The sequence below is a fragment of the Terribacillus sp. JSM ZJ617 genome (assembly GCF_044383785.1).
Taxonomy (GTDB): Bacteria; Bacillota; Bacilli; order Bacillales; family Amphibacillaceae; genus Terribacillus.
The window spans coordinates 1060276-1084620 of the sequence record NZ_JBISEQ010000001.1; the positions used below are offsets into that span (position 1 = coordinate 1060276).

General features: G+C 42.0%; 34 protein-coding genes and 1 other RNA gene. 27 read left to right on the forward strand and 8 right to left on the reverse strand.

Annotated elements, in window-relative coordinates; all coding sequences use genetic code 11:
- The 4 genes from ACH6C1_RS05125 to ACH6C1_RS05140 form a co-directional block, all read right to left on the reverse strand.
- Nucleotides 1-267, reverse strand: coding sequence for a phosphocarrier protein HPr (locus ACH6C1_RS05125; protein WP_038564763.1), 267 nt, complete (start codon nucleotides 265-267; stop codon nucleotides 1-3).
- A gap of 74 nt (nucleotides 268-341) precedes the next feature.
- Nucleotides 342-2252: a PTS fructose transporter subunit IIABC gene (locus ACH6C1_RS05130; RefSeq protein WP_374075180.1), complete on the reverse strand. Its 1911-nt coding sequence runs from the start codon at nucleotides 2250-2252 to the stop codon at nucleotides 342-344.
- Between the two features lie 14 nt (nucleotides 2253-2266).
- On the reverse strand, nucleotides 2267-3178 hold the full coding sequence (gene pfkB / locus ACH6C1_RS05135; protein WP_374075182.1) for a 1-phosphofructokinase: 912 nt from the start codon (nucleotides 3176-3178) through the stop codon (nucleotides 2267-2269).
- Entirely contained in the window at nucleotides 3175-3927 is a 753-nt protein-coding gene (locus ACH6C1_RS05140; protein ID WP_374075572.1) for a DeoR/GlpR family DNA-binding transcription regulator, read from the reverse strand. Before ACH6C1_RS05140 ends, pfkB begins: the two co-directional genes overlap by 4 nt.
- Nucleotides 3928-4140: 213 nt before the next feature.
- On the opposite strand from ACH6C1_RS05140, the gene secG reads away from it, so the two are divergent.
- The 3 genes from secG to rnr all read left to right on the forward strand — a co-directional run bounded on the left by secG (nucleotide 4141) and on the right by rnr (nucleotide 7582).
- Nucleotides 4141-4374, forward strand: a complete 234-nt coding sequence (gene secG / locus ACH6C1_RS05145) for a preprotein translocase subunit SecG (RefSeq protein WP_038564772.1) — start codon at nucleotides 4141-4143, stop codon at nucleotides 4372-4374.
- A 119-nt stretch (nucleotides 4375-4493) separates the two neighbouring features.
- Nucleotides 4494-5249 (forward strand): alpha/beta hydrolase, encoded by a 756-nt coding sequence (locus ACH6C1_RS05150; protein ID WP_366247529.1) that lies wholly within the window; start codon nucleotides 4494-4496, stop codon nucleotides 5247-5249.
- A gap of 44 nt (nucleotides 5250-5293) precedes the next feature.
- Nucleotides 5294-7582: a ribonuclease R gene (gene rnr / locus ACH6C1_RS05155; RefSeq protein WP_374075185.1), complete on the forward strand. Its 2289-nt coding sequence runs from the start codon at nucleotides 5294-5296 to the stop codon at nucleotides 7580-7582.
- A gap of 37 nt (nucleotides 7583-7619) precedes the next feature.
- Here rnr and ACH6C1_RS05160 read toward each other — a convergent pair whose 3' ends face one another.
- Entirely contained in the window at nucleotides 7620-8480 is an 861-nt protein-coding gene (locus tag ACH6C1_RS05160) for a GNAT family N-acetyltransferase (protein WP_374075187.1), read from the reverse strand.
- A gap of 117 nt (nucleotides 8481-8597) precedes the next feature.
- On the opposite strand from ACH6C1_RS05160, the gene smpB reads away from it, so the two are divergent.
- Both smpB and ssrA read left to right on the forward strand, forming a co-directional pair.
- Nucleotides 8598-9062: an SsrA-binding protein SmpB gene (gene smpB / locus ACH6C1_RS05165; RefSeq protein ID WP_095224394.1), complete on the forward strand. Its 465-nt coding sequence runs from the start codon at nucleotides 8598-8600 to the stop codon at nucleotides 9060-9062.
- Between the two features lie 94 nt (nucleotides 9063-9156).
- Nucleotides 9157-9522: a transfer-messenger RNA gene (gene ssrA / locus ACH6C1_RS05170) on the forward strand.
- A 66-nt stretch (nucleotides 9523-9588) separates the two neighbouring features.
- Here ssrA and ACH6C1_RS05175 read toward each other — a convergent pair.
- Nucleotides 9589-10659, reverse strand: coding sequence for a tyrosine-type recombinase/integrase (locus ACH6C1_RS05175; protein ID WP_374075189.1), 1071 nt, complete (start codon nucleotides 10657-10659; stop codon nucleotides 9589-9591).
- Nucleotides 10660-10723: 64 nt separating this feature from the next.
- Complete coding sequence (locus tag ACH6C1_RS05180; RefSeq protein ID WP_374075191.1) at nucleotides 10724-11392, reverse strand: LexA family protein; 669 nt, start codon at nucleotides 11390-11392, stop codon at nucleotides 10724-10726.
- Nucleotides 11393-11532: 140 nt separating this feature from the next.
- On the opposite strand from ACH6C1_RS05180, the gene ACH6C1_RS05185 reads away from it, so the two are divergent.
- The 12 genes from ACH6C1_RS05185 to ACH6C1_RS05240 all read left to right on the forward strand — a co-directional run bounded on the left by ACH6C1_RS05185 (nucleotide 11533) and on the right by ACH6C1_RS05240 (nucleotide 17555).
- A complete protein-coding gene (locus ACH6C1_RS05185) occupies nucleotides 11533-11757 on the forward strand; it encodes a helix-turn-helix transcriptional regulator (protein ID WP_374075193.1) in 225 nt (74 codons plus the stop codon).
- A 48-nt stretch (nucleotides 11758-11805) separates the two neighbouring features.
- The gene (locus tag ACH6C1_RS05190; protein ID WP_374075195.1) at nucleotides 11806-12015 is read left to right on the forward strand and encodes a helix-turn-helix transcriptional regulator; all 210 of its coding nucleotides are present in this window, start codon (nucleotides 11806-11808) and stop codon (nucleotides 12013-12015) included.
- Nucleotides 12012-12791, forward strand: a complete 780-nt coding sequence (locus ACH6C1_RS05195; protein WP_374075197.1) for a phage antirepressor KilAC domain-containing protein — start codon at nucleotides 12012-12014, stop codon at nucleotides 12789-12791. The genes ACH6C1_RS05190 and ACH6C1_RS05195 overlap by 4 nt, the downstream gene beginning before the upstream one ends.
- On the forward strand, nucleotides 12775-13014 hold the full coding sequence (locus ACH6C1_RS05200) for a hypothetical protein (RefSeq protein ID WP_374075200.1): 240 nt from the start codon (nucleotides 12775-12777) through the stop codon (nucleotides 13012-13014). The genes ACH6C1_RS05195 and ACH6C1_RS05200 overlap by 17 nt, the downstream gene beginning before the upstream one ends.
- 437 nt (nucleotides 13015-13451) lie before the next feature.
- Nucleotides 13452-14090: a hypothetical protein gene (locus ACH6C1_RS05205; RefSeq protein WP_374075202.1), complete on the forward strand. Its 639-nt coding sequence runs from the start codon at nucleotides 13452-13454 to the stop codon at nucleotides 14088-14090.
- Nucleotides 14091-14273: 183 nt separating this feature from the next.
- Nucleotides 14274-15320 (forward strand): DnaD domain-containing protein, encoded by a 1047-nt coding sequence (locus ACH6C1_RS05210; RefSeq protein ID WP_374075205.1) that lies wholly within the window; start codon nucleotides 14274-14276, stop codon nucleotides 15318-15320.
- A gap of 225 nt (nucleotides 15321-15545) precedes the next feature.
- The gene (locus ACH6C1_RS05215) at nucleotides 15546-15722 is read left to right on the forward strand and encodes a hypothetical protein (protein WP_374075207.1); all 177 of its coding nucleotides are present in this window, start codon (nucleotides 15546-15548) and stop codon (nucleotides 15720-15722) included.
- Nucleotides 15722-15901 carry a hypothetical protein gene (locus tag ACH6C1_RS05220; protein WP_374075209.1) on the forward strand — a complete coding sequence of 60 codons (180 nt, stop codon included), beginning with the start codon at nucleotides 15722-15724 and terminating at the stop codon, nucleotides 15899-15901. Before ACH6C1_RS05215 ends, ACH6C1_RS05220 begins: the two co-directional genes overlap by 1 nt.
- A gap of 142 nt (nucleotides 15902-16043) precedes the next feature.
- Nucleotides 16044-16196 (forward strand): hypothetical protein, encoded by a 153-nt coding sequence (locus tag ACH6C1_RS05225; RefSeq protein WP_374075211.1) that lies wholly within the window; start codon nucleotides 16044-16046, stop codon nucleotides 16194-16196.
- 120 nt (nucleotides 16197-16316) lie between these two features.
- Entirely contained in the window at nucleotides 16317-16634 is a 318-nt protein-coding gene (locus ACH6C1_RS05230) for a hypothetical protein (RefSeq protein ID WP_374075213.1), read from the forward strand.
- Nucleotides 16634-16855, forward strand: coding sequence for a hypothetical protein (locus ACH6C1_RS05235; RefSeq protein WP_374075215.1), 222 nt, complete (start codon nucleotides 16634-16636; stop codon nucleotides 16853-16855). Before ACH6C1_RS05230 ends, ACH6C1_RS05235 begins: the two co-directional genes overlap by 1 nt.
- 49 nt (nucleotides 16856-16904) lie before the next feature.
- Nucleotides 16905-17555, forward strand: coding sequence for a dUTP diphosphatase (locus ACH6C1_RS05240; RefSeq protein ID WP_374075217.1), 651 nt, complete (start codon nucleotides 16905-16907; stop codon nucleotides 17553-17555).
- Here the strand turns inward: ACH6C1_RS05240 and ACH6C1_RS05245 are convergent.
- A complete protein-coding gene (locus tag ACH6C1_RS05245; protein ID WP_374075219.1) occupies nucleotides 17552-17914 on the reverse strand; it encodes a YhjD family protein in 363 nt (120 codons plus the stop codon). The genes ACH6C1_RS05240 and ACH6C1_RS05245 overlap by 4 nt on opposite strands.
- Nucleotides 17915-18015: 101 nt before the next feature.
- Here ACH6C1_RS05245 and ACH6C1_RS05250 point away from each other — a divergent pair, with 101 nt between their 5' ends.
- From ACH6C1_RS05250 to ACH6C1_RS05295, 10 genes are all read left to right on the forward strand, one after another.
- A complete protein-coding gene (locus ACH6C1_RS05250) occupies nucleotides 18016-18189 on the forward strand; it encodes a DUF3954 domain-containing protein (protein ID WP_175074646.1) in 174 nt (57 codons plus the stop codon).
- A gap of 87 nt (nucleotides 18190-18276) precedes the next feature.
- Nucleotides 18277-18741, forward strand: coding sequence for an ArpU family phage packaging/lysis transcriptional regulator (locus ACH6C1_RS05255; protein ID WP_374075222.1), 465 nt, complete (start codon nucleotides 18277-18279; stop codon nucleotides 18739-18741).
- Entirely contained in the window at nucleotides 18738-19280 is a 543-nt protein-coding gene (locus ACH6C1_RS05260; protein WP_374075224.1) for a site-specific integrase, read from the forward strand. Before ACH6C1_RS05255 ends, ACH6C1_RS05260 begins: the two co-directional genes overlap by 4 nt.
- 259 nt (nucleotides 19281-19539) lie before the next feature.
- Nucleotides 19540-20013: a hypothetical protein gene (locus ACH6C1_RS05265; RefSeq protein ID WP_374075226.1), complete on the forward strand. Its 474-nt coding sequence runs from the start codon at nucleotides 19540-19542 to the stop codon at nucleotides 20011-20013.
- A 53-nt stretch (nucleotides 20014-20066) separates the two neighbouring features.
- Nucleotides 20067-20516: a hypothetical protein gene (locus ACH6C1_RS05270; RefSeq protein ID WP_374075228.1), complete on the forward strand. Its 450-nt coding sequence runs from the start codon at nucleotides 20067-20069 to the stop codon at nucleotides 20514-20516.
- Nucleotides 20517-20866: 350 nt separating this feature from the next.
- Entirely contained in the window at nucleotides 20867-21310 is a 444-nt protein-coding gene (locus ACH6C1_RS05275) for a hypothetical protein (RefSeq protein ID WP_374075230.1), read from the forward strand.
- Nucleotides 21307-21756 carry a hypothetical protein gene (locus ACH6C1_RS05280; RefSeq protein ID WP_374075233.1) on the forward strand — a complete coding sequence of 150 codons (450 nt, stop codon included), beginning with the start codon at nucleotides 21307-21309 and terminating at the stop codon, nucleotides 21754-21756. Before ACH6C1_RS05275 ends, ACH6C1_RS05280 begins: the two co-directional genes overlap by 4 nt.
- Before the next feature lie 146 nt (nucleotides 21757-21902).
- Nucleotides 21903-22145, forward strand: a complete 243-nt coding sequence (locus ACH6C1_RS05285) for an HNH endonuclease (RefSeq protein ID WP_374075235.1) — start codon at nucleotides 21903-21905, stop codon at nucleotides 22143-22145.
- Nucleotides 22146-22261: 116 nt separating this feature from the next.
- Nucleotides 22262-22582 (forward strand): P27 family phage terminase small subunit, encoded by a 321-nt coding sequence (locus ACH6C1_RS05290; protein WP_175074652.1) that lies wholly within the window; start codon nucleotides 22262-22264, stop codon nucleotides 22580-22582.
- A complete protein-coding gene (locus ACH6C1_RS05295) occupies nucleotides 22560-24341 on the forward strand; it encodes a terminase large subunit (RefSeq protein ID WP_374075237.1) in 1782 nt (593 codons plus the stop codon). The genes ACH6C1_RS05290 and ACH6C1_RS05295 overlap by 23 nt, the downstream gene beginning before the upstream one ends.
- Nucleotides 24342-24345: the final 4 nt, after the last annotated feature.

Consider the following 24345-nt stretch of genomic DNA (forward strand, 5'->3'; position numbering starts at 1 on the left):
TTATTCTCCTAGGCCTTCGCTTTTGATTGTTTCCGCAATTGTGTTGACTGCTTCTTCTGCATCGTCGCCTTCAGCAGAGATTGTGATCTCAGCACCTTGTGGAATACCTAGGCTCATAACACCCATGATAGATTTAAGGTTAACGCTTTTTCCATTGTATGCAAGCTGGATATCGGATTTGAAACCGCCCGCTTTATTTACTAAGATTGTTGCCGGACGAGCGTGTACGCCAGTCTCATCTGTGATAGTCATTGTTTTTTCTGCCATGGTAAATACCTCCAAAGAATTTTTATGTGAATGCTTTCATCCTATTTTTGTGAATGCTTTCATTCTATCTTATTTTATACTTTTCTTAGGTCTTTTTTCAACAGTCCTACAATAATAGCTGTGACAAAAGAACCGATAATGATGGAAAGGAAGTAAAGCAATGGGTTTCCATCTACAAGACTTGCTGAAATAATGCCGCCATGTGGTGCATTCAGGCCAATTGCGAAGAAGGCTGATAGACCTCCTGCTACTGCAGCACCGATAGCTGTCGCTGGAATGACGCGAAGCGGGTCAGCAGCTGCGAAAGGAATGACACCTTCTGAGATAAAGAATGCGCCCAGTACGTATGCTGTCTTACCTGTTTCTCTTTCCTGTTTTGTAAACTTATGACGGAATAGGGAAGTTGCCAGTGCAAGTCCAAGCGGTGGTACCATACCACCGGCCATAACAGCAGCCATGAATTCCAAGTTACCAGCATCAAGCATCGCAATACCAAATGTGTAAGCAGCTTTGTTGATCGGACCGCCCATGTCAATTGCCATCATGGCACCAAGAACGATTCCTACCAATACTAAGTTCGTGCCTCCAAGACCTTCAAGGAAGTCAGAAAGTGCTACATATACTTGTGTCAAAGATGGGTTGATCAATAGCATGATCATACCTGTAATGAAAATACTTAGTACTGGGAAGAAGAGGATTGTTTTCAATCCTTCTAATACAGGTGGAAGACCAGATAGTGCTTTTTTAATACCAAGTGTTACATAACCAGCTAGGAAACCAGCAATCAAACCGCCGAGGAATCCGGAACTAGTTGCATCGCCATGACCATAAGTGACAGCAATCAAACCGCCGATAGCACCAGGTGCGAAACCAGGTTTGTCAGCAATACTGCTGGAGATGAAACCAGCAAGTACAGGAACGATCAGGAAGAACGCTTGGCTGCTTCCGATTTCATTGAGCATTTCAGCAAAGCGGCTGTCCGGGAACAATTCTCCGAATAGGATGCTGAGTGCGATCAGTATACCACCGCCGACAACGAATGGGAGCATGTTGGAAACACCATTCATGATGTGCTTGTAGAATCCGGAACGCTGTTCTTTCTTTTGTCCGCCCTCAGCTGCTGTTTCTGTGCTGCGACCGTTGTTGTGATGAACTGGTGCATCTTGGGCAAGTGCTTTTTCAATCAGTTCTTTCGGTATTTTCAGTGCACGTCCAACTGGTACTTGCAGAACGTGCTTGCCTTCGAATGGGCTAAGATCTACATTGACATCAGCTGCAACGATGATCGCAGTTGCATCTTTAATATCTTCATCTGTAAGACGGTTTTTAACTCCGCCGGCTCCATTCGTCTGGACTTTAATCGGAACATTCATCTCTGCTGCTGTCTGCTTCAGCTTATCCGCAGCCATGAACGTATGTGCGATACCTGTAGGGCAAGCAGTGATGGCAAGTACTTTACCTTGTGTGCCTGGTGCATCCTGTGCCAATTCTACAGCAGGATTTTCTTGTGCTTCTTCTTCACCTAGCTCTTCTTTTTCCTTTGCATCGATGATGCTCATGATTTCTTCTTCAGTCTTTGCATTTTCAATGTTAGACCGGAACGTGCTATCCATTAAGAAAGAAGAGAGTCGGGACAATGTTTCCAGATGCGTCTGGTTTGCACCTTCTGAAGCAGCAATCATGAAGAATAGGTGGGATGGCTGTCCGTCCAATGCTTCATAATCCAAGCCTTCCTTAGAACGACCGAAGGCGATGGCTGGTGTTTTAACAGCAGCGGATTTACCATGCGGAATGGCAATTCCTTCACCGATTCCTGTCGTAGATTGTGCTTCACGTGCAAGGATTGCGTCTTTGAATCCTGCTTTATCATTCAGTTTGCCAGCTTGGTCCAGTTTGGAAACAAGCTCCTCGATCACATCTGCTTTTGATTGAGACCCGAGCTGCAAAATGATGGTATCTTTTGTTAGTAGTTCTGTAATGCGCATGATTAACACCCCTCTTAAATAGATGTGAGTTTGACTTGGCTGACTAATTCTTCTATATATTGTCTCTCGCCGAGGTCATCACTGAATGCCGTAGCACTTCCTGCTGCTACTGCGTAGGTGAAAGCTTGTTCGTAATCACCTGATTTTTCATATGCGGCCAGGAAGCCTGCCACCATACTATCACCAGCACCAACGGAGTTCTTAACTGTTCCTTTTGGTGTCTCTGCTTTCCAGGCATGATCTCTGTTCACGAAGATGGCACCCTCACCACCCATGGAAACAATGACATTTTCGATGCCTGTTTCATGCAGCTTCCCGGCGTAGCTGACGATATCTTCAATAGAAGAAATGGTTGTATCGAAAAGCTCTCCTAATTCATGGTGGTTAGGTTTTACGAGGAACATCTTCTTGCCGATTAAATCACGAAGTGCCGCACTCGATGTATCAGCAATGAACCTAGTTCCATTTTCTTCACAGATATCAGCCATTCTCGCATAGATGTCAGCTGGAACGGAGCCAGGTGCATTGCCTGCCGCAACCAGGGCATCCTGTTTGCCTAGGCTTCTGATCTGTTCGAAAAGCAAAGCTAGCTGTTCAGTTGTGATGGACGGTCCAGGACCGTTAATTTCTGTTTCTCCGCCTGACTTCAACTTAACATTTACCCGTGTCGGTTCATTTATTTCAATGAACTGATGTGCAATTCCAGCACTTTCAAGGGTTTCCCTGATGAAGGCACCGGTAAAACCACCGATATATCCTAATGCCGTTGTATCCACATCAAGTCGTTTCAGCAAGCGGGAAACGTTAATACCTTTTCCGCCAGCAAAATAAGCTGTCTGTGTAGCACGGTTCAAATCTTCTGCTTTGAAATCGGCCACATGCATGATGTAGTCGATGGATGGATTCAGCGTACATGTGTAATTCATGAGTCCACAACCTTTATTGATGTAAGTTTCTTGTAAGCAGTCTGCTGTTTTGAACTGACAGTGTCGACGATAAGTTTCGCCTCTGTCAGATCCGCTATATGGGCGAAGGTTGTCTTGTCCAGTTTGCTGCGGTCAGCTAAAACAAAAGCCTCATCTGATCGAAGCAATGCCTGGCGTTTAATGGCAGCTTCCTCCGGATCCGGTGTTGTATAGCCGTTCTCCGGATGAACACCGTTGGTTCCGAGAAAGCATTTATCAAAACGATACTGGGCAAGTGCTGTCATTGCACCTCTGCCGATCAAAGTTCTCGTTTTATCCTTTACTAAACCGCCGGTTACATACACGGTGATGTCCTTTCCATATAGTGCATCCAAATGTGTCAAACCGTTTGTGACGACGGTTACATTTCTGCCTGATAAGAAAGGAATCATCTGAAATGTCGTCGTACCTGCATCCAAGAAGATGCATTCTTCTTCACCGACAAGACTTGCCGCATAAGCGGCGATTTTTTGCTTACTGGTTTGGTTTTGGGTTTCCTTCTCCGTATAGCTCATTTCGTAGCTTAATGATGATACAATCGTCGCTCCGCCATGTACCCGCTGCAGCAGCTTCTGCTTCTCCAGTTCAATAAGATCTCGTCGTATTGTCGAGATGGAGGCGTCAGTTGCCTTCACGAACTCTGGAATCGTTACAACGCGCTGCTCTTGCAGCATCTGTAAAATCATTTTCTGCCGCTCAGGTGTAAGCATTTCCATGACCTCCTCCTGAACTTAAGTACACTATAAAGGAAACGGTTTCACCTTGCAACCAAAAAAGTTCAAAAAACTTCATTAAAATTCATTTTTCGTAAAAATAGTTCATAATTTTGTCGCATACCGTCGATCGGACAAGAACATCTTGCCAATTATCTGACACATATGCTACAGTTGACACAGGTATTTGCTGTTATAGGAGGTGCTGGGATGCAAACAACTTTAGTAGTTCTATTGATAATCGATGCCATTGCGCTAATCGCGCTAGTCCTTTTACAATCTGGTAAGAGTGCAGGCTTGTCTGGAGCAATATCTGGCGGTGCAGAGCAATTATTCGGTAAACAGAAAGCCCGTGGACTGGACTTGTTCCTCCATCGTGGAACAATTGTAACAGGAGTAATCCTTTTCATTTTGACGTTCCTTTTGGCGTACGTCCTGCAATAATCGAATAGCCAATTTCATCCCTCGTCACACTTCTGTGGTGGGGGATTATTTATTCCCGATGAAGGGAAAACTAGTGCGGAAATCTACTATAAATAATAGAAATAACAGGGGAGATACATATGGTCACAATGAAACAGCCAGAGCCGTTCACATTTGAGGGAGAGGGAGATCGCGCTGTTCTGCTGCTGCACGGCTTTACTGGTCATTCAGCTGATGTACGGATGATGGGCCGGTTTCTTGCTGGTAAGGGATACACGGCGCACGCTCCGATTTATCGCGGGCATGGAAAAACACCCGATGATATCGTTGCCTCCAGTTCGGATGAATGGTGGGAGGATGTCCAAGCTGCTTATCAGCATTTGAAGGATAAAGGCTATGAAAAAATCGCAGTTGCCGGCTTATCCCTGGGCGGGGTGCTTAGTTTAAAACTTGCTTATTCCTATCCGGTAAAAGGCGTTGTAACGATGTGTTCACCAATGTTCTTTGATAACGAAACCCAGTTGAACAAAGGATTCAAGTTATATGCAAGACAACATAAACAGCTGCAAGGTAAAGATAATCAGGAAATAGAGCAGGAATTAGCTGAATTGATGGAAGCACCAGCAACATCAGACATGTTTCAGCGTCTTGGTGCTTTTATCACCGATGTGAGCAAGCATGTAGATGAAATCTATGCACCACTCTTCGTTGTGCAAGCAACAGAAGACCAAATGATCAATACAGACAGTGCGAATTTCATTTATGAGCACGCAGAGTCAGATTTGAAGGAAATCAAGTGGTACGAAAACTCTTCCCACGTCATTACGATGGGGAAAGAAAAGGAACAGCTGCATGAAGATGTGTATCAGTTTCTCGAATCGCTTGATTGGGAATAGTTCATACTAGATGAAAAAAGAGCCGAAAAGAAGGTGAAGCAATAATGGAAGAAATCAAACAGAAAATATTGGCTTATTTCAAAGAAAATGCGGCTAAACCATTAACCGTTGAAGAAATCGAGGAGCAATTGGCGCTCGATGATACAAGTGAATTCACTGTCCTTGTCAAAGGGCTGAATGAACTAGAAGCAGAAGGACAGCTTGTGCGGACAAGAAGCAACCGCTTCGGACTGCCTGAGAAATTGAACCTCGTACGAGGCAAGATCCAGATGCATGCGAAAGGCTTTGCTTTCCTCATACCAGAGGAAGAGGGAGTGGCTGATGTTTATATCCACTACTCCGATCTGCAGTCTGCCATGAATAATGATACAGTGCTGGTACGCATCGAGAATCAGGCTGAAGGCGGACAGCGTCAAGAAGGACAAGTTGTTCGTATACTGGAGCGAGCAATACAGGAGGTAGTCGGTACGTATGAAGATAATGGCCGTTTTGGCTTCCTTATTGCCGATGATAAACGTATCCCGAATGATATTTTCATACCGCGCGGTGCATCAGGCGGAGCGACTGACGGCCACAAAGTAATTGCTAGGATCACAAAGTATCCAGAAGGCCGCATGAGTGCCGAAGGCGAAGTCATCCGAATACTTGGTCATAAGAATGATCCTGGCATTGATATACTGTCCATCATTTATAAGCATGGTATTTCTACTGAGTTTCCCCCAGAAGTACTGGAACAGGCAGCAAATACACCAGATACGATCGATCCTGCCGAGATAGAGAACCGTCGGGACATTAGAGATATGATGACTGTTACAATCGATGGAGCAGATGCAAAGGATTTGGATGATGCAGTTTCTGTCAGCCGTCTTGAGAATGGGAACTATCGTCTTGTTGTTTCCATTGCGGATGTCTCTTATTATGTGGAAGAGAGCTCTCCTATTGATGAAGAAGCTTTGGAACGAGCAACTAGTGTTTATCTAGTAGACCGTGTCATACCGATGATCCCTCACCGTCTTTCCAATGGCATCTGTTCCTTGAATCCACAAGTAGACCGCCTAACCTTGACATGTGATATGCAAATCACACCGCAGGGAGAAGTGGTGGAACATGAGATTTACCAAAGTGTCATCAAGACGAATGAAAGGATGACCTATGGTGAAGTGAACCGAATTTTGCTGGAGGATGATCAAGAGCTGAAAGAACGATATTCAGATCTTGTCCCGATGTTCCAGCAAATGGAGGACCTAGCGGCTATCCTTCGTAAGAAGCGTATGGACAGGGGAGCAATCGACTTCGATTTCCCAGAAGCGCGGGTTGCTGTCGATGAGGAAGGAAAGGCCATTGATGTTATCCTTCGGGAGCGCTCTGTAGCAGAGAAGCTGATTGAAGAATTCATGCTGGCTGCCAATGAAACAGTAGCGGAACATTTCCATTGGATGGATGTACCGGCCATTCATAGAATCCATACTGATCCGGACCCAGATAAACTGCAGAACTTCTTCGAGTTCATTACGAGCCTGGGCTATACAGTCAGAGGGTCATCTTCGGATATTCATCCGCAGACCCTGCAAAAGATCGTGGAACGGGTAAGGGGAACACAGGAAGAAATGATCATCAACCGCCTAATGCTGCGTTCCATGCAGCAGGCGAAATATGATCCGCAAGGGTTGGGGCACTTTGGTTTGGCTACGAAATTCTATACGCATTTCACTTCGCCAATCCGCCGTTATCCCGATTTAATCGTGCATCGGCTTATCCGCACGTATATTGTCAACAATCAGCTGGATAAAAAGACACAGGATCATTGGAAAGAACGGATGCCTGAAATCGCGAGACAGTCGTCAGAACGCGAGCGTGCTGCTGTCGATGCAGAGCGGGAAACGGATGATCTGAAAAAAGCTGAATATATGCAGGATAAGATCGGTGAGGAATTCGATGGCGTCATCAGTTCCGTAACAGGCTTCGGATTGTTTGTCGAGCTGCCGAATACGATTGAAGGTCTTGTTCATGTCAGTTACCTGACAGATGATTTCTATCACTTCGATGATAAGCGTTATGCGATGGTAGGAGAACGTACTGGTAACCAATTCCGCATCGGTGATGAAATCACTGTTCGTGTTGTGAAGGTGAATATTGAAGAGCGTGTCATCGACTTTGAAGTAGTAGGCATGAAGCCGCGCAAGCCGCGTGAGAATCGTGACCGTCCAACTATAATCAAAGCGGAAAAGAAAAACAAGCCAGGTGATCATCGCCCGCCGAAGAACAAAGGAAAGCGGAAACCGCCGGCAAGAGGGAAGAAGAGCAAAAAACGCAATACAAGGAAAAGACCATAAACAACAAACGCCCCGACTTTCATAGTCGGGGCGTTTATTATCTGATATATCTTCCGTAAATGAGCCAAGGATCATCATCTTCCGTAAAGCTGCCACTAAAGGCTGCCGGTATGCTGGAGGCATTTTCGGATGACACATCCAGCTGCGGTACCAGCGGCTTGTCCGATTGTTTGAGATAGTTGAACACAGCAGCCCATAAGCCGTCTTGCTGAAACACATCTGGCCAGAGATATTGGATCTGAGCTATATCCATGCCTTTATGGTCTTCTTGAATTGCCATGACGCGGCTGGAATCAGGATCACGGAATACAGCCAGCTTTTCTATATATGCATCCTCTAATATAGCGGAAGCATAAGGAATCGGGAAATATGCCTCAAATGGATAGAAAGCGGCTTTTGTATCAACAGCAGCTTGTTCGATGGCAGCTCGCTTATTCTCTGTTCCTTCAATCAATTCCCATGGTGCAGCAGAAGGGCTGACAAATTTCTCAGGCGCTTCCATCAGCAGACTGATAAAGGAGCTCTCAGCATGTATATGGAGCTTATCCAGTACCCTCTGAGCAGGAAGATTGGACTTGCGGGTGATCGCACCGACCCAATTCATCGTTGGATCTTTTTCGCAAAAGGCAATAATATGCTGCAGCAAAGCAGTAGCATTTCCTCTGGAATGAAAACGGATATCACTGCGCAATCGGCCGAGAATTCCATTTCCGTTCGGTAAACGATACACTCCCGCCAATGCAGCAATACCTTCTTCCGTTTCCAAGCCGAATAAGGTTTGGGCTGGATTCTCGATCAGCTGAGGGAAGATCCGGAGTACATAGTCGTCCTCAATACCGGTCTGCATGTTGAGCACTGCCCGGTAATCATTTATTGTCAATTGTCTAATGGTTGTCATGTATGTACACTCCAATCAATCGGGATCACTTGTGTATACCCGTTTCAGTATTTGAATCGTTAGGATTATCATACAGTTTCTGATAAAATAAAGCTCGTAGTTAGGAGGAAGAAGTCTATGGCTAAGGGACAAGGTAAAGTACTCGCACAGAATAAAAAAGCTAATTTCGATTATGCGATCGAAGAGACGATCGAGGCTGGTATCGTCTTGCAAGGTACCGAGATCAAGTCGATCCGTGCAGGGCGGGTGAATTTAAAGGATAGTTTTGCTAGGATTGACCGCGGCGAAGTCCGTATCATCAATATGCACATTTCCCCTTATGAGCAGGGAAACCGATTCAATCATGATCCGACAAGGACTAGAAAGCTGCTATTGCATCGCAAACAGATAGATAAACTGATCGGTCAGACACAGCAGCAAGGGTATTCTTTGGTGCCGATAAAGCTGTATATAAAGGATGGCTTTGCGAAGATATTGATCGGTGTTGGTAAAGGGAAGAAGAAATACGATAAGCGTGAAGACCTCAAGCAAAAGCAGATGAAACGTGACGTAGATCGTGCTGTGCGCGACCGCGATTACTAAACTTGCATTTTCTAATAAAGATGATATAATGGAAGTTGTCTGGGATTTGATTATCCTGATTGAACGGGTTACTTCCTGTAGCTCCCATTATCATGGGGACGTTACGGATTCGACAGGGATAGTTCGAGCTCAGGCTGCGTGTCGAGGTTACGGCTCGTAAAACGTTACGCCTAAATATAACTGGCAAAACTAACAACAACTACTCTCTAGCAGCTGCGTAAGTAGCACTGGAGGATCCTTGCTGCTATCGCCCATGTGGCAGATTTGAGGGTCTCAAACTTAAGTGGGCTACGCCATTATTCTCGGCTTGCGGATAATCGGAAGAAGACAATCAAGCTAGCCTCGCTGAAAGCCTGTCGTTAGGTCGAAGCGTGTGCGAACTATAATATAACGACTACACACGTAGATGCCTGAGTGCCGTTATCTTTGGACGTGGGTTCGACTCCCACCGTCTCCACTTATGTGTAAAATCCATTGATATCAAAGGCTTTTGAAAGTCGTGGTAACATTAGTGGTAACAAATAATCTAATTAGCGCCTAATTGTATTATTTCAGCAGGTTTGAAGTCGTCTTCCATTTTGAGGACGGCTTCTTCTTCTGTTGACGGGTATAAGTGGCTGTACACGTTTAAAGTTGTGGCAACATTTGAATGGCCAAGACGTTTTGCAATGACGGAAGCAATAGTACCTTTATTGATCAAGTAGCTTGCGTGCGAGTGACGAAAATCATGCAACCTGATTTTATTTACTTTTGATTCTTTAACCCATCGTTCATATTTACGGTCAAGTGTTGTTGTTGAAATGTGATCATGGAATTCCCCAAATACTACATAAGACATTTTCGGATTACTTTGCGCTTTAAGTTGCGACAATAATCGCATCACATGTTTTGGCATTTTGATTTGCCGAATTGAGGATCGTGTTTTCGGTTTAGTTATCACCCTGTTATAAGCTGTTTTGTCGACATTAATCAGGTTGTTATCAAAATCAATATCAGCCCAGGTTAATGCCAATAGTTCCCCTTTACGCATTCCGGAGTAGTACAATACCATAAATAATGTGTAGAACATAAAGTCATCAACATGCTTGATGAATGTTTTAAACTCATCCAATATCCAAAAATTAATATGCTTGTCTTCCTCTAATTCCACATTTCCGACTGTCCTTGCAGGATTATCTTTTGTATACTCCTGTTTAATTGCATAATTGAATATCGCTGAAAGAACTGTGTGGATTTTCTTAACATGCGACGGAGCAAATTTGTCTATAATACTGTCTTGATAAATTGTTATGTGACGCGGCCGGATAGCGTTTAATTTCTTCTTACCAAAGTAAGGAATCAAATGAATATTAACTATGCTGCTGATTTTTGTGTAGGATGATAACTTTCTTCTCTTTTCATACCAATTCAGATACTCTTCAGCAATCTTCTCGAATGAAGGATTCTCATCATTCATTTCTTCAAAATCAAGAAGTGCTTTTGCTTCAGCTCGTTTTGCTTCTGACTTTGTTTTAAAACCTCTACGTTTTACTTGCTTACCATTTATCCTCGTTATGAAATAAAAGGTCCCTCGCTCACTATCTTTATATACTGTCATGATGATCCTCCTATAGATGAAATAGGCAGCGAAAAAAAAGTATAATTAAACGCTGCCTATGTAATTAATCCAATTCAACGATATAGACAACGACTTTTCCATGTATTCGTAATCCATTATTATCTTTGGGTGAAACATGATCTGTAAATCGAATATCATGTGAATCAGGTCTAAATACAATATGACTGTCGTACTGATAAAACCTCTTTACTGAATATTCATTACCGTCACTGTAAACTACAATATCTCCATTTTTTAAATGATCAAGTTCTGTTTTCTTAACTCCAATTAATGAACCGTTTGGAATAACTTTATTCATGGAATCTCCATTGACCCTTAACATATATACATCTCTGTTGCCTGCCCACTTACCCATGATTGCATCAGGAATTGATATAGACGATAAGTCTTCGTTTGTTATTGGATCCACTACTGTAGGAAGACCAGCTGATACAGAACGCGGGAAATAGTTATATGTGGTTTTAGTTTCTTGAATAGTATTGGAATCATCTTCAGTTATTGCCGATCTATATACTCCGAAATAATCTGCCATAAGTTGAATTTTATCTATTCTGGGATACCGTCCTCCATTTAACCAACTTGATACAGTTGTCTCCGATAGCCCCAATTCTTTAGCCATATCTGTTTGTGTTTTACCTTTTGTTTTCAATAATTTTTTTATGTTATCTGCTAAGATTCGTCGTTGATTGTCTAATGTTTTATTCTGCTTCATCTAATAGCGCTCCTTTCAATGATTATTCTACACAAAAAGTGAAGATAATACAACATCAAAACGTGATTTTACTTCACTTTTTGTGTTGACAGTACACTTTAAGTATAGTAAATTGAACTTACCCGAAGGGAGGCTATTCAATGAATGAACCGATTCTACAAGCAGATTACTCTCTTAGTTTAAAGGCGGCTAGGGTCGAAAGGGGTTATACCCAAGAAGCACTTGCTGAAAGGCTCGGAATCACTACTCGTTCGTACATTAAATGGGAGAATGGCGAAGTCTTGGTGAAGCCGTACATGGTTTATGCAGTGGCTTATGTATTGAAAATGGAACCAGACAGAATTAGGGTTCCGATAGTAAGTTGATTTCATTTATACAAAACTGCACTTTAAGTGTAGTTAGGGGGTGATAGAGTGAATGGCAAACTATATGTCGTTCGTCGCGAGAAGGGTCTTAAGCAGAAAGAAGTTGCAAACATGCTTGGAATACACCCTCAGACATACCATTTAAAAGAAAAAGGAAAAGAGCATTTCACTATTCCGGAGGCTTTAATGGTAGCAAGAATTATGGGTGTAACGTTGAATGATCTCTTTTGGGAAAACAGCGAGGAGGTTGTTGGATGAATGATTTAGTCATGGTCGAACAGAATGGAATTATTTTTACGGATAGCCGTAAAGTTTCAGAAATGCTTGAAAGGCGGCATTCAGATTTAATTCGGGATATCGCAAATTACGTAGAGATTTTAGAAAACGCAAAATTGCGTTCTCAGGATTTCTTTGTTGAATCATCTTACAAAGTTGAAGGAAACAACAAAACATACAAGAGTTACCTGCTGACCAAGATTGGTTGCGACATGGTGGCCAACAAAATGACTGGAACAAAAGGTGTTCTTTTCACAGCTGCTTATACAAAAAAGTTTGAAGAAATGGAGAGGCGCCTTCAGGGGCCAAAGTTACCTGGTACTTACAGAGAGGCACTGCAGCAACTACTACTAGAGGTAGAACAAAAAGAGAAATTGGAAACACAGAATCTTGTACTTTCTCAGCAGGTTCAGGAATTTCAACCAAAAGCCTCCTACTATGATTTGGTTTTGCAGACAAAATCCCTGCTGACCATTACCAAGATTGCCAAGGATTACGGGATGAGCGGAACTACATTGAACCGTAAATTACACGAACTGCGAGTCCAATACAAACAGAGCGGCACTTGGCTGCTGTATGCAGAACATCAGGACAAAGGATACACCCAAACAACAACTCATGTTATCGATGCGGACAAGTCCAAGGTGAATATGAAGTGGACGCAAAAGGGACGATTGTTCTTGTATGAGCTGCTGAAACAAAACGGTATTTTACCAGCAATCGAAAGGGAGGCTGAACTCAGTGGCATACAAGCTTAAACCATATATGGAGATGGAGAAGCCAGAGCTGAGAGAAGGGAAACTCAAGTTACTCGAAAAGGCTTACGCTGAACAACAAGAAGAATTGAACAAAATGAAAGACAATGACGCTCATGGTAATAGAGTGAGTATTCAAGAAGGTCGAGTACATGGCATAGAATTAGCAGCTATATACTTGGGATATGAATTCGTGGAGGTAACTGATAATGTCAAATCCTCGTAAGGATTACTACAAAGGACTGCTTGCTATAGCAGCCTCCGATCATTTGGATTTTACATCAAAAGCTTCAGAAGCTTCGTTTGATGGTGATGAAAAGAGCGCTCTGAGATATCAGCAACGAGCAAATAATTCATTAAACACAATGCTGACTATTCAACGTTGCATAATCCGCTTAGAAGTGGCCGAGAACAATCGGAAGTTGAGGTTAGTGCGATGAAGTTTGATAAGATCGATTACTTTTATCTGATCTTAGGCGGGATGGTATGGTTATTCCTCTACGTATCTGGGATTATCGGAAGCTAATGAAGGAGGTGCTGCGAAGAACATATATAGAAAAAAAGAAAACACTGATCAGCCGCCAAGCAAAGATCAGTGCCTAAAAAAATACCTTAATTCGATTTTACCCATTCGTAACAGATTATTCAAGGGAGGTTCGCAGTATGACTGATGAAATCAAAAAGTTGGTGCGGAATTTTTTGAAGGAAGATCTGGCTAAACAAATTGTTGAACTGCAAAAGACCATCACTGAAATGGAAAAAGTGTTTAACCAAACGGAAGAAGAGAACGTCTCACTACGATCTAGATTGAAGACTATACAGGATAGCAAACTAATTATTCTTACCGACGGCAAGTCCAGTGGAACTCAGGTTATTTGGGAAGGCGAGCCTATCCGTGATTTGAATACAGTCAAGCTATTCGTAAGTCATAAGGCAGTAAATGCTTCAGTACAAAAAATGATTCCATCAAGCGACGGCAGTATTAATCGCCCAATCGTCAACCTGATTGGAGAAGGGTATAAGCCTGCAGCTAAGAAGCAGCATAAGCAAGTTATTAAAGAACCATTGACTAAAACAATATCGCCTAAAGCAAAGGAGACTCATCGAAAAAAGTCTCCAGCCAAGATAATTAAGAAAGCTAATCCTGAACCTGCCACTAAGAAAGAAGTACTTACGACATTCAATCAACCTGATGCATGGACATGCTTCGAATGTGGGGCTGTGAATGATAAATCGAAAAAGAAAAAAGGTAAGGTGCAGTGCTACAGCTGTAAGACATGGACAAAAGAGGATGAGCTTTGAAAATCCCAATTCCTTACTTCTATCACAGTTTAGCTGCTAACGCATATCCAGCAGATACTGACATCGATGAAGTAAGGAAGAAATTTAAAGCCTATGTCACTAGTTATGTCTTAAACACTCATCCAGGATGGGAGTTAGATCGCATAGAAGAGAACTACGCATTACTTAAAAGGAGAGAGTAGCATGGCAAAATTCAGAATGGTTCACACTGAATTCTGGAGTGATCCAAAAGTAATTGAGGAGATGACACCGGAAGACAAATTGTTCTTCCTATATCTCCTTACAAACAGTCGCACTACGCAAATTGGTATTTATCAAATCACAAAAAAGGTGATGGCTTTCGAAATTGGTTTTTCCACTGAATCAGCAAATGCCCTGATGGATCGCTTTATAAATCATCATAAGTTGATTAAATACAACTACGAAACTCGTGAACTTGCAATAAAGAATTGGGGCAAATACAACTTCAATAAGGGCGGGAAGCCAATCGAGGATTGTGTGAAAAGCGAGCTGTCAGATGTGAAGGATTTAAGCCTGATTAAGTATGTTGCTGCTGGAATTGCAAATGAAAAAATACGAACCATCTACGATACGTATTACGAATCGTTAACGGCACGTATTACGATAAGTGGTACTTCAGTAGAAGAAAAACCAGAATCCAGTAATAATGCGGGTTTGAACGATACGTCTACGATACGTACCACGATAAGGGGACAAGAAAAAGAAGAAGAAAAAGAAGAAGAAGAAGAAAAAGAAGAAGAATTAGAAGAAGAAAAAGAAGCGCCTTACGGCGAATCGGATACAACACCTACTCCTTCTGAATCCATTGTATTCTTCCAGAAAAATATAGGAATGACATCCGCATATGTTTCAGAAGAAATCCTTCACTGGATTGACGATGTTGGAGATGAACTTGTGTTATTTGCTTTAAAGCGAGCAGTAGATCAAAACAAACCAACCTGGGCTTATGCGAAAGCCATCTTAAAAAAATGGTTGCAAAACAATATTCGTACTGTCCAACAAGCACAAGATGAGCAGGAGAGATTTACAAACCAAAATCAGCGCAAGCAGAACAATTCTGTATCAAGCAAGCCAGCTGAGATTGTTCCAGAGTGGTTTCAAAATAAAACGATATTCATTGACCCTCCGCTGACTACATCTGAGGAAGCAATGGATGCTGCAGAGATGTTAAGGCAATTCAACGAACAAAAAGTAAAGGACAAGCAGTAATGCAAGCTCATTCTCGGCGGGTCATTATTTTAGAAGATTGCAAGTTTGATTGGGAATGGGAAGATCTCCACGAAGTTGCGGAGAGTTGGGAAGCAGGAGAAGAGCTTGAATCAATTGCTAAAAGGCATGCAGTAAGCCGGCGTTCTATGTTTCTAGCACTCTTTTATCTTGCTGACAAGAAAGTTATAAGCAGGCCTTTTGCTTATAGGATGGGAAGTGGAACAAATGAGTCCAAGTGACTTGAAAAGGCTCAGTGATGATGGATTACGTGAGTTGGCTAAGGATGCCTATTGCCGGATAGGTACTCACTCTGTGAGCGAATATCCAGATGAGAATTACTTAGAGCAGCAGAAGGGCATCATCGCAATGATTTCAGAAGAGCTAACCAGGAGGGATGTCTAGTGACAGAGATTATGACGGATGCAGACAAATGGGTAGCTGAAACAACACGTAGACTCCAGCTAATTAAGTATCTAAAAGCAGCAGGTATTAAGCAGACACCGGTTGGCAAAGCACTTCACAAAGCGTCCTTGGTTGATTTAGAAAGATTGAATATCAGCGTACAATGCGCGAATTCGTGAAGGGGTGGATCAACCTTATCATCGGTACCGGAAGTTAATGATATAGCTGCTACAGGCAACCAATACTACAGCTGCATAACTTGTCCTCTCAAAACAAGATATGCAGCTACTCTGACAAAAAGTACAGAAATGAGGTTGTACCGTGAGTTTAAGAGATATTCTCAAGCTGAATAAAGGAGACATTTTCTACGCTCCTATAAAAGTTGTAAAAGTAAAAAGAGAGATACCGACATCTGTAGTCATAAACGATAGAGAGTATGTGTTGAAGCCTGTTGGGCAGAAGAGGAGGAAGTAGGTACATGAAGAAAGCAATATACTCTTTAATTGCTACAGCAACTATTACAATCATGTATGTAATCAAAAAGGATGAGCACTTAAGTCATTATGAGAAGTTGGATCACGGGGAGGAAGTAGGTTGACCGCATTAGCAAATCATATACTCTGTGAAAAATGCGGCGGCGGTGGATTCTTTGGCGGAGATGAGATTGAGGAGGTGTTTCCATGCGAGTATTGCAATGGAATCGGAAGTCTTACTCCTGAGAAAGCGAAACAAATTAAGAAATGTTCATACTGCGATGAAATAGTAAAAGAGGTTCAACATACTCCGATTGTGTCTGACATGGGGCATGGACACAAGATATGCGAACCTTGCTGGAATATAAGCCGCGATGACATTAAAGGAACATACGGTAGGGAAATTGGAGTATTTAATCCAATCAGGGAGGAATTGTAATGAGCGAACCAGCATTTGTCGGAACTCCACTCGAAGGAAGAAAACGGAGATATACAGTTATAAATGAACAAGATGTGAAAAAATATGTACCTGAGAAAGCGGAAAGTGATTTCCAATTTGAGTTCAATAATATATGTGACCTGATTGAAGAAGGAAGAACCAAAGACGGTAAGCAACGGTACAACTCTTATATTGTTATTAATGTCGTGAGCCATATGTAAATGAAATCATAGAAGTCATGAAACGTCATGGTCACTGGGAGGAATCCAAATGATAGATTTTATCAAACTTGCACCATTTCAGAAGCAGCTGGACGCTCACATCATACAAAAGCGTGGTCTGGAAGGACAAGACCTGCTACTGAATACAATTTTTGCTTTACAAGTCGAAGTCGCTGAGCTAGCAAATGAGGTTCGCTTCTTCAAGCATTGGAGTGCAGATCAAGAGCCAAGATTAACAGTAATAAAGGATTGTGAAGTATGTAATGGAGAGGGACGCTTTAAAGCTATTGACGAATATTACGAATATGAAACATGTTCTCAATGTTCAGGAACAGGTCACGATGGTGTTCGAAATCCCGTTGCAGAAGAGTATGTAGATTGCCTTCATTTCGTGCTATCGATTGGTAATCAACTTGGGGTTGATTGGAAGCAGATAGATGTATCTGATGATGGTACCTTTGGAATTCCAAGAGCATTCGGGCTTTTAATTTCAAGCATATCCTCAATGTGGAAGGCAGCAGATGCTTATAAGATGTCAGGTTCAATAAGAATGAAAATCGAAATGATAAGACTCCTCATGCCTGTAACTGAGTTACTCATTGATATTGGTAGGCTGCTTGATTTTACAGCTCAGGACATCGAATCAGCATACATGGACAAGCACGAGGAAAATTACCACCGGCAAGCAAACGGATATTAATAAAATGGTTTGAGATCAAATTCAATGTTCTTGTCTACCCAGTAGCGATGGCTTGCCTTAGCAGTCAGACGTAGTAGCTGCTGACCGGATAATCGAAAAGTACCGCTGCCATATCTGGTACGCCATTGATATTCACGAGAATCTTCGGTAGTATGTATGACTTTGACGGCCAAACGGTTTGCGCGCCGCATCTGCTCTTGATCTTGCTGAATCAGTCTAATGGCGGCTTCAGTTCTAGCTATGTAAATGCGTTTCCCATGAAGCTCCGACTTCTCATACAGTTTTATGTCATTCTCAAAATTTTTACAAGCCAGAGATAAGCCTATGTAGCCAAGAACAATTTTCAATTGATCATCCAAGGTAATCACTCCTTTATAAGGGCATTATAACACGAACAAGTGTTCTGAATAAGTGCATGAATTACACATATTAATACTCAATTAGACAGTGCGGTGGTATAATGGAACAAAATAAACAGAATGTAGAAATTGATTTGAACACTGATGCAGTATATATGGTCTCAAATGGGACGTTAAAAGAATTGGACAAACCAAAGTCCGGATATGGTAAACAACAACTTACCTGGCAAAAGAATAAGTTGGTTAATGTAGAAGTAAGCTACACAATTAAATAATGCTACTGGAACAACCAGGGCGCTTAGGACGATCCGGAATAGGATGCTCCTTAGTGCTCTTTTTTATTTAAAGGGGAGGAATTACATATGGCTCAACAATTGTCATTTGTGCTGCCTGAAATCGATCGAGTAGGTACTAAGAACCGAGTGGAGAACTTGTTGGAGCAATACCGCATCTTATTGCTGCAGGTTGATATAGAATTTTTACCAAAGGTGACGGCTGGATACAGTCTCGTGCCACCATCAAACACCAATGCCTTTCATTCCTCTACGGAAGATGCTGCCATAAAAATAGTCGATTACCAGAGGAATCGAACTGAGTTTATCCAACGAATGCAGGAGTCCGTTAATCGGCTTTCATATCAGGAGAGAAGCATCATTATTAGGCGGTATATGTTGCACGAAGAGTACTATGATTATGAGGTATATAATGAGCTTGGTATGTCTGAAAGAAAGTATTACCGAATAAAGGCGCGCGCCTTCTTAAGGCTTGCTTTTGCATTGAGGGAAGAAGTGTACGTGCAGGATGGACAGGCGGTGCCGGCGGAATGAAATTTGTACAACCAATTCGGGATCCTGAAGTCATTCGGGTTATGAAAGCATTTTTAAAAGAAAAGAATATGCGCAACTATATGCTGTTTGTTACTGGCATTAACAGCGGTCTGCGTATATCTGATATATTGCCCTTGCGTGTCAGTGATGCTAAAAGAAGTTACTTAAGCCTTAAAGAGAAGAAGACAGGTAAGCAGAAACGATTAGATATGACACCCGCACTGCGTAGGGAACTACGTGAATATATCATCGGTAAAGAGGACCATGAATTCTTATTTAAGAGCCGGGAAGGAATCAATAAGCCTATCGGACGCAGCATGGCATATAAGATATTGCAGGAAGCTGCTGAGTACGTAAGCCTTGAGGAGATTGGTACACATACGTTGCGTAAAACATTCGGGTATCACTTCTATAAACAAACAAAGGATGTAGCTATGCTGCAGACAATATTTAATCATTCCAGTCCAGACATTACGCTGAAATACATCGGTATCAATCAGGACGGCATCGATAAAGCAATGAAGGAATTCAAAATCTAAGCTCATCCCATGATAAAGGGATGGGCTTTTTTGTTTGCCTAAAACTTCCTGCTCGATGATGTCCCACAAATAACCCTGTTAATTATCCATAAATAATGAATGTGTAACTCATTTTGGCAAAGTGGGATGAGAATAAGAGTAGCAAGGGATTCAGCGATTATGTTAGTTACACACAATGTAAGATATGAGTAATTAAACGACACTTTTCTACCAATCCATGGTAAAATGAGGATAAGTACTCATAGGGGCGTTGATTTTATTGGGGCATAATACAGATCATTACTTTTTAATTCGTTTCGGTTCAATTCTAATAACTTGGATTGCACTTGGTGGTACAATTGCTAGTGTAGAGAAACAGTCAACATTACTAAGCGCACTTGTTCTGTTTCTATTGCCCTTAGCCTTGGACTACTTTAGTCATCAACCGCTGCAAGCGAAAAACAGAAAAAGACAAAAAATCGGAGTATGCACTTCAGTAATTTTGTCTAGTCTGTTCGTAGGACTATCTTTTTCTGGAATGAACTTTGAATGGTTAATGGCTATTTTCACAAAGTGGGTACTTTTCGGAACCTGTGGTTTTTTTGTGTATATGGCAATGAACGATTTAGTTGCATATAGTACCATTGAGGAGCTTGAATACAGAAGAAGAGCAAGTGAGCATTATAGAAAAATGCGAGAAACTGAAACTTTGGCTGAAAAAGCAGAGTATTATCGAGGGAAAAAAGGGAATTGAACTAATGGATTGGAATATTATTATTATGGCCAAATTTGAAGGGAGTGAGTATAATGACAATTCTAATTGGGCTGGCTATCTTGCTTTTTGTTGTATTTGCTGGTTTGGTAAGTGGAACAAGGCAAAAATTTGAGTCGAGTGGAATAGACATTACGGGATCAGCGAAATGGTTTTTCTTCATTATTCCATTAGACATCATCTACATCCATTTGAGATTGGCGTTTAAATCACTTAAGAAAGATAAAGGCTTTGCAATGTATATGTTTAAGCTTATTCTCTTCAAATATCCGATAGCTGTAGGCGTACTTATTGAACTAATGCTTGAAGATATGGCCTTTGAATTAAGTGAGAATGAAAGAATAGCTAGGCTTAGAAAACGAAGAGATAGGGTCCGGGTGATAAGAGGCGAGAAGCATGATATGTCTTTATCAGATGTCACTAAAGAAGAAAATTCTGAAAAGCTCATTGAAGTTTATAAAGGTAAACTGGCAATGACAGTATAAAGTCCGCTAAATGCGGGCTTTTTTTATTTCTCTTTATCATCGCATTATTACACTTTGGCAGAATAATGGCAGACAAATGGCAGAATGATGGCAGGTTATTTGGTACTGGATGAGTTAATATGATATTAGGCAATACAACGAAGGCGCACTTCCACAGGATGGAAGGCGTCTTTTTCTATGTTCATGACTGAAGGTGATCAGTATGAAGAAAGACAAACCTAAACCAGAGAAGAAGCGGGGAGTGGCTCGTGAGTTATCGTCAAGTGAATGGCGTGAAATAATGGGCACTAATCGCGACACATACAAGCGCGGTCCGGGCGGAGCATTCAGAAATAAGAGGAGGAGATAATTTGGGTCAACCTGGTTCGATAAAGTATGAGTGTTTAAAGTGTAAATCAACAAGATCAACTACTGGTGAAAAATATGGAGAAGTAATCGTATGCGCGGTATGCAATGGAGCAATGGTAGATCTGTCCAAGATTGCTGAATATAAAGCAGCTGCAGAAACAAAATCAAAGGATAATAAAACAATCTTAATGAGTTCAGAGAATCATGATGGTTGGAAACTTGAGGAGTTATTGGATCAAGTAGAGTACGAGGTCGCGCATAAGATTAACAAGATCATTGACGATCCATCACCACAAGCACAACTGGTTGTAAGGAATAACCTTTCAATCATTGAACATTTGGGTGCAGCTGCAGTATTGCAAAGGTCATCTGGTATTGTACTAGATGCACTAAGAGCAAACGAAGGACCTGCAGGTAAACCGAGGATAGGGAGGGATAAGGGTTGATACCTTTTGATTTAATACGAGATGCCAAAGACGAATATGATTTGCGCCGTGATACATCAGATAGGTTTAATAGTGCTTTGTCCACGTTAGGCTTAGAAAGCAGGGAATCGGATGTCGGTATTATCATAGCCAAACTGAAAGAGTTTCCGGAAGGTGAACAAAAGATTAAGCTAGGCCTAGTACTGTTCGGGACTATGTATGAAGATATGGCTCAACATCTCACTGTAGAAGAAGACCAGGATGAACTGCTAATGATAAAGCTTAGCGATATCAATAGTGTACCTGAAGTATGGTACAAAGGTGAGCGCATTAAACCACTATATAGACTGCGCCTTGACTGGCATACCCGAACTGATGAACCTCTGAAAGATATGAATCAGTTAGACATTACTTATATCGCAAAAGAAGACGGGCCGAACTTCAGGACTATTGGATACAACCTGTGAAGTGTCGTAGTTGTAGCAGCCATATCCAAGCAGGTGATAAGTACTGCAACAGTTGCTGGAGTAAGCAGAGCTTCTACAAGTCCAAAGCATGGGAGCTATGCCGGGCTAAGGTATTAGCCAGGGACAATCACCTATGCCAAGAGTGTATGAAGGTCAAGAGATTAACTCCTGCATCAACAGTGCATCACATCATCCATCTACTTGATGATTGGTCGAAGCGATTGCATGATGACAACTTGATCAGTGTATGTGCTGCTTGTCATAATCGGTTGCATCCAGAGAAGCATGACAAACGAAAATTTAATCAAAAAAAGCGAAAAAGCATTAAAAATAATACAAAAAACAAAGTAAAACCAATGAAAATGGCTCAAAACCCAGACATATACTAAGCCCCCCTCCCTTGAAAAGTATAGGAACGACACAGCGGGACCGGAGGGAGGCCCTTCGTTTTCACCGCAGGAACTTTTCATGAGGGGGGGTAACGCCAGAGGAAGGAGGTAAAAGAATGGCAGTTCCGACAGCAAAATTGCTTCGCGATTATCTCGGAGATTCGTATAAGGAATCAGATGAAGAACTGATTTTACTGTATGTCGAAACCCATAGGTTTTATCGAAAGCTTAAAAAAGAGATTAACAAAACTGATTTGATGTACGAGTATACGAACAAGGGCGGCGCGACCAACCTCATCAAGAATCCTCTGGCGGTTGAGTTGACCAAGACGGTACAAACGCTGAACAACTTATTGAAATCTCTAGGGCTAACGCCGGCACAACGCAAGATTATATCGGACGGCGGTGGCAGCGATGACGGCTTCGACGATTTCTAAGAAAACATCGCTACCAAAAGGCTGGTATCAGCGTTGGTTGGTAGAGCAGAAACAAAAAGGCCATATCCTTGAAGCTGCAGCTAATCGATTACTGACAACCTGGTATGCTGAAAAACTTGTTGCTGGCGATATCTTAGCTAGCAAGAAGAACGTCATGGCAGCTCGGCGGCATCTAAATGACCTACAGAAGCAGGGTACCGATGATTTCCCATGGATATTCGTTGAAGACAAGGGACATCGCCCTATTCGGTTTATTGAAAAATTCTGTCGACCATCTAAAGGTGATTTCAAAAGTTTGGTCATCCAACCTTGGCAACATTTCATATTGGGCTCAATTTATGGATGGGTCCATAAGGATACTGGGATCAGGCGGTTCAGGGAAGCTATTGAGTTTGTAGGTCGGAAAAATGGTAAATCGACTATGATATCTGGTGTTGCTAACTATGCTGTTTCTAAAGATGGGGAGAATGGCGCGGACGTCTATCTCCTTGCTAACAGTAAACAACAGGCCAGTATCATTTTCGATGAAGCAAAAGCTATGGTGAAGAAGTCGCCTCCATTAAGGAAACGATATCAGACGCTCCGATTTGAGATAAAGCATCCTGAATCCTTCTCGAAGATAGAAGCGAGGGCTTCTGATAGTGAAAAGCTGGATGGATTGAACACGCATCTTGGTGTATTTGATGAGATACATGAATTTAAAGATTACAAGCTGATAAACATCATTAAGAAATCTCGCGGATCTCGTAAACAGCCACTGATTCTTTACATTACGACAGCTGGTTATCAGCTGGATGGTCCTCTTGTGAATTACTACGAGCAAGGTGCTGATGTATTAGAAGAAGTCATTGATGATGATCGTACCTTTTATTTCCTTGCTGAATTAGACAGCGAGGAAGAATTTGAAAATCCGAAGATGTGGATTAAGGCCAATCCGAATATTGGGGTCTCATTAGATTTGGAGACATTGGTTGAAGATTGGAACAAAGATAAGCGGACGCCATCTGAACGAACCGACTTCATAACAAAGCAGTTCAATGTCTTTGTAAATGCTGCAGCAAATCCTTTCTTAGAATTCCAAGTCCTTAAACGAAATGAAAAAGTCATTGATATGGAGATTCTGAGAGGAAAAGTTGCCATAGGAGGCTATGATTTATCATCAACTGAAGATTTCACCAGCGCTTGCTTGGAATTTCCTCTCTTGGACACAGGAGAGGTTTTTGTCTTGTCACACTCTTGGATTCCCCAGAGGAAAGTAAATGAGGGTAATGAAAAGATTCCGTATCAGGAATTTGCGGAAGCAGGGTACCTTACGATTGTCCCCGGTGATTATGTGAATGAAGAAGCTGTTTTTGATTGGTTTGTAGAACAAGCAGATCTATATAACGCCGAATTAATCACATATGATCCGGCAAATGCGTTCCGACTGAATAAGGCACTGGAAGCACACGGTTTCCAAACAGAAATAACGCGGCAAGGTTACGTTACTCTAAGCCCGGCACTAAAGGACCTGAAAAATCTTTTTATTGATGGCAAAGTGATTTCGAATAAAAATCCCTTGCTTCGTTGGTATATTAACAACGTTGAGTTGATAAAAGACAGGAACGGTAACCTTTTGCCTACCAAAACCAACCGTTACCGTAAGATAGATGGCTTTGCTGCATTACTGAATGCACATACCAGAGTCATGGAGCGTTTGGTTGAACCTGCAGGCAATGGCGATATTAGCGTCGTTTCCCTTGCAGATTTAATGAATTGAAGGA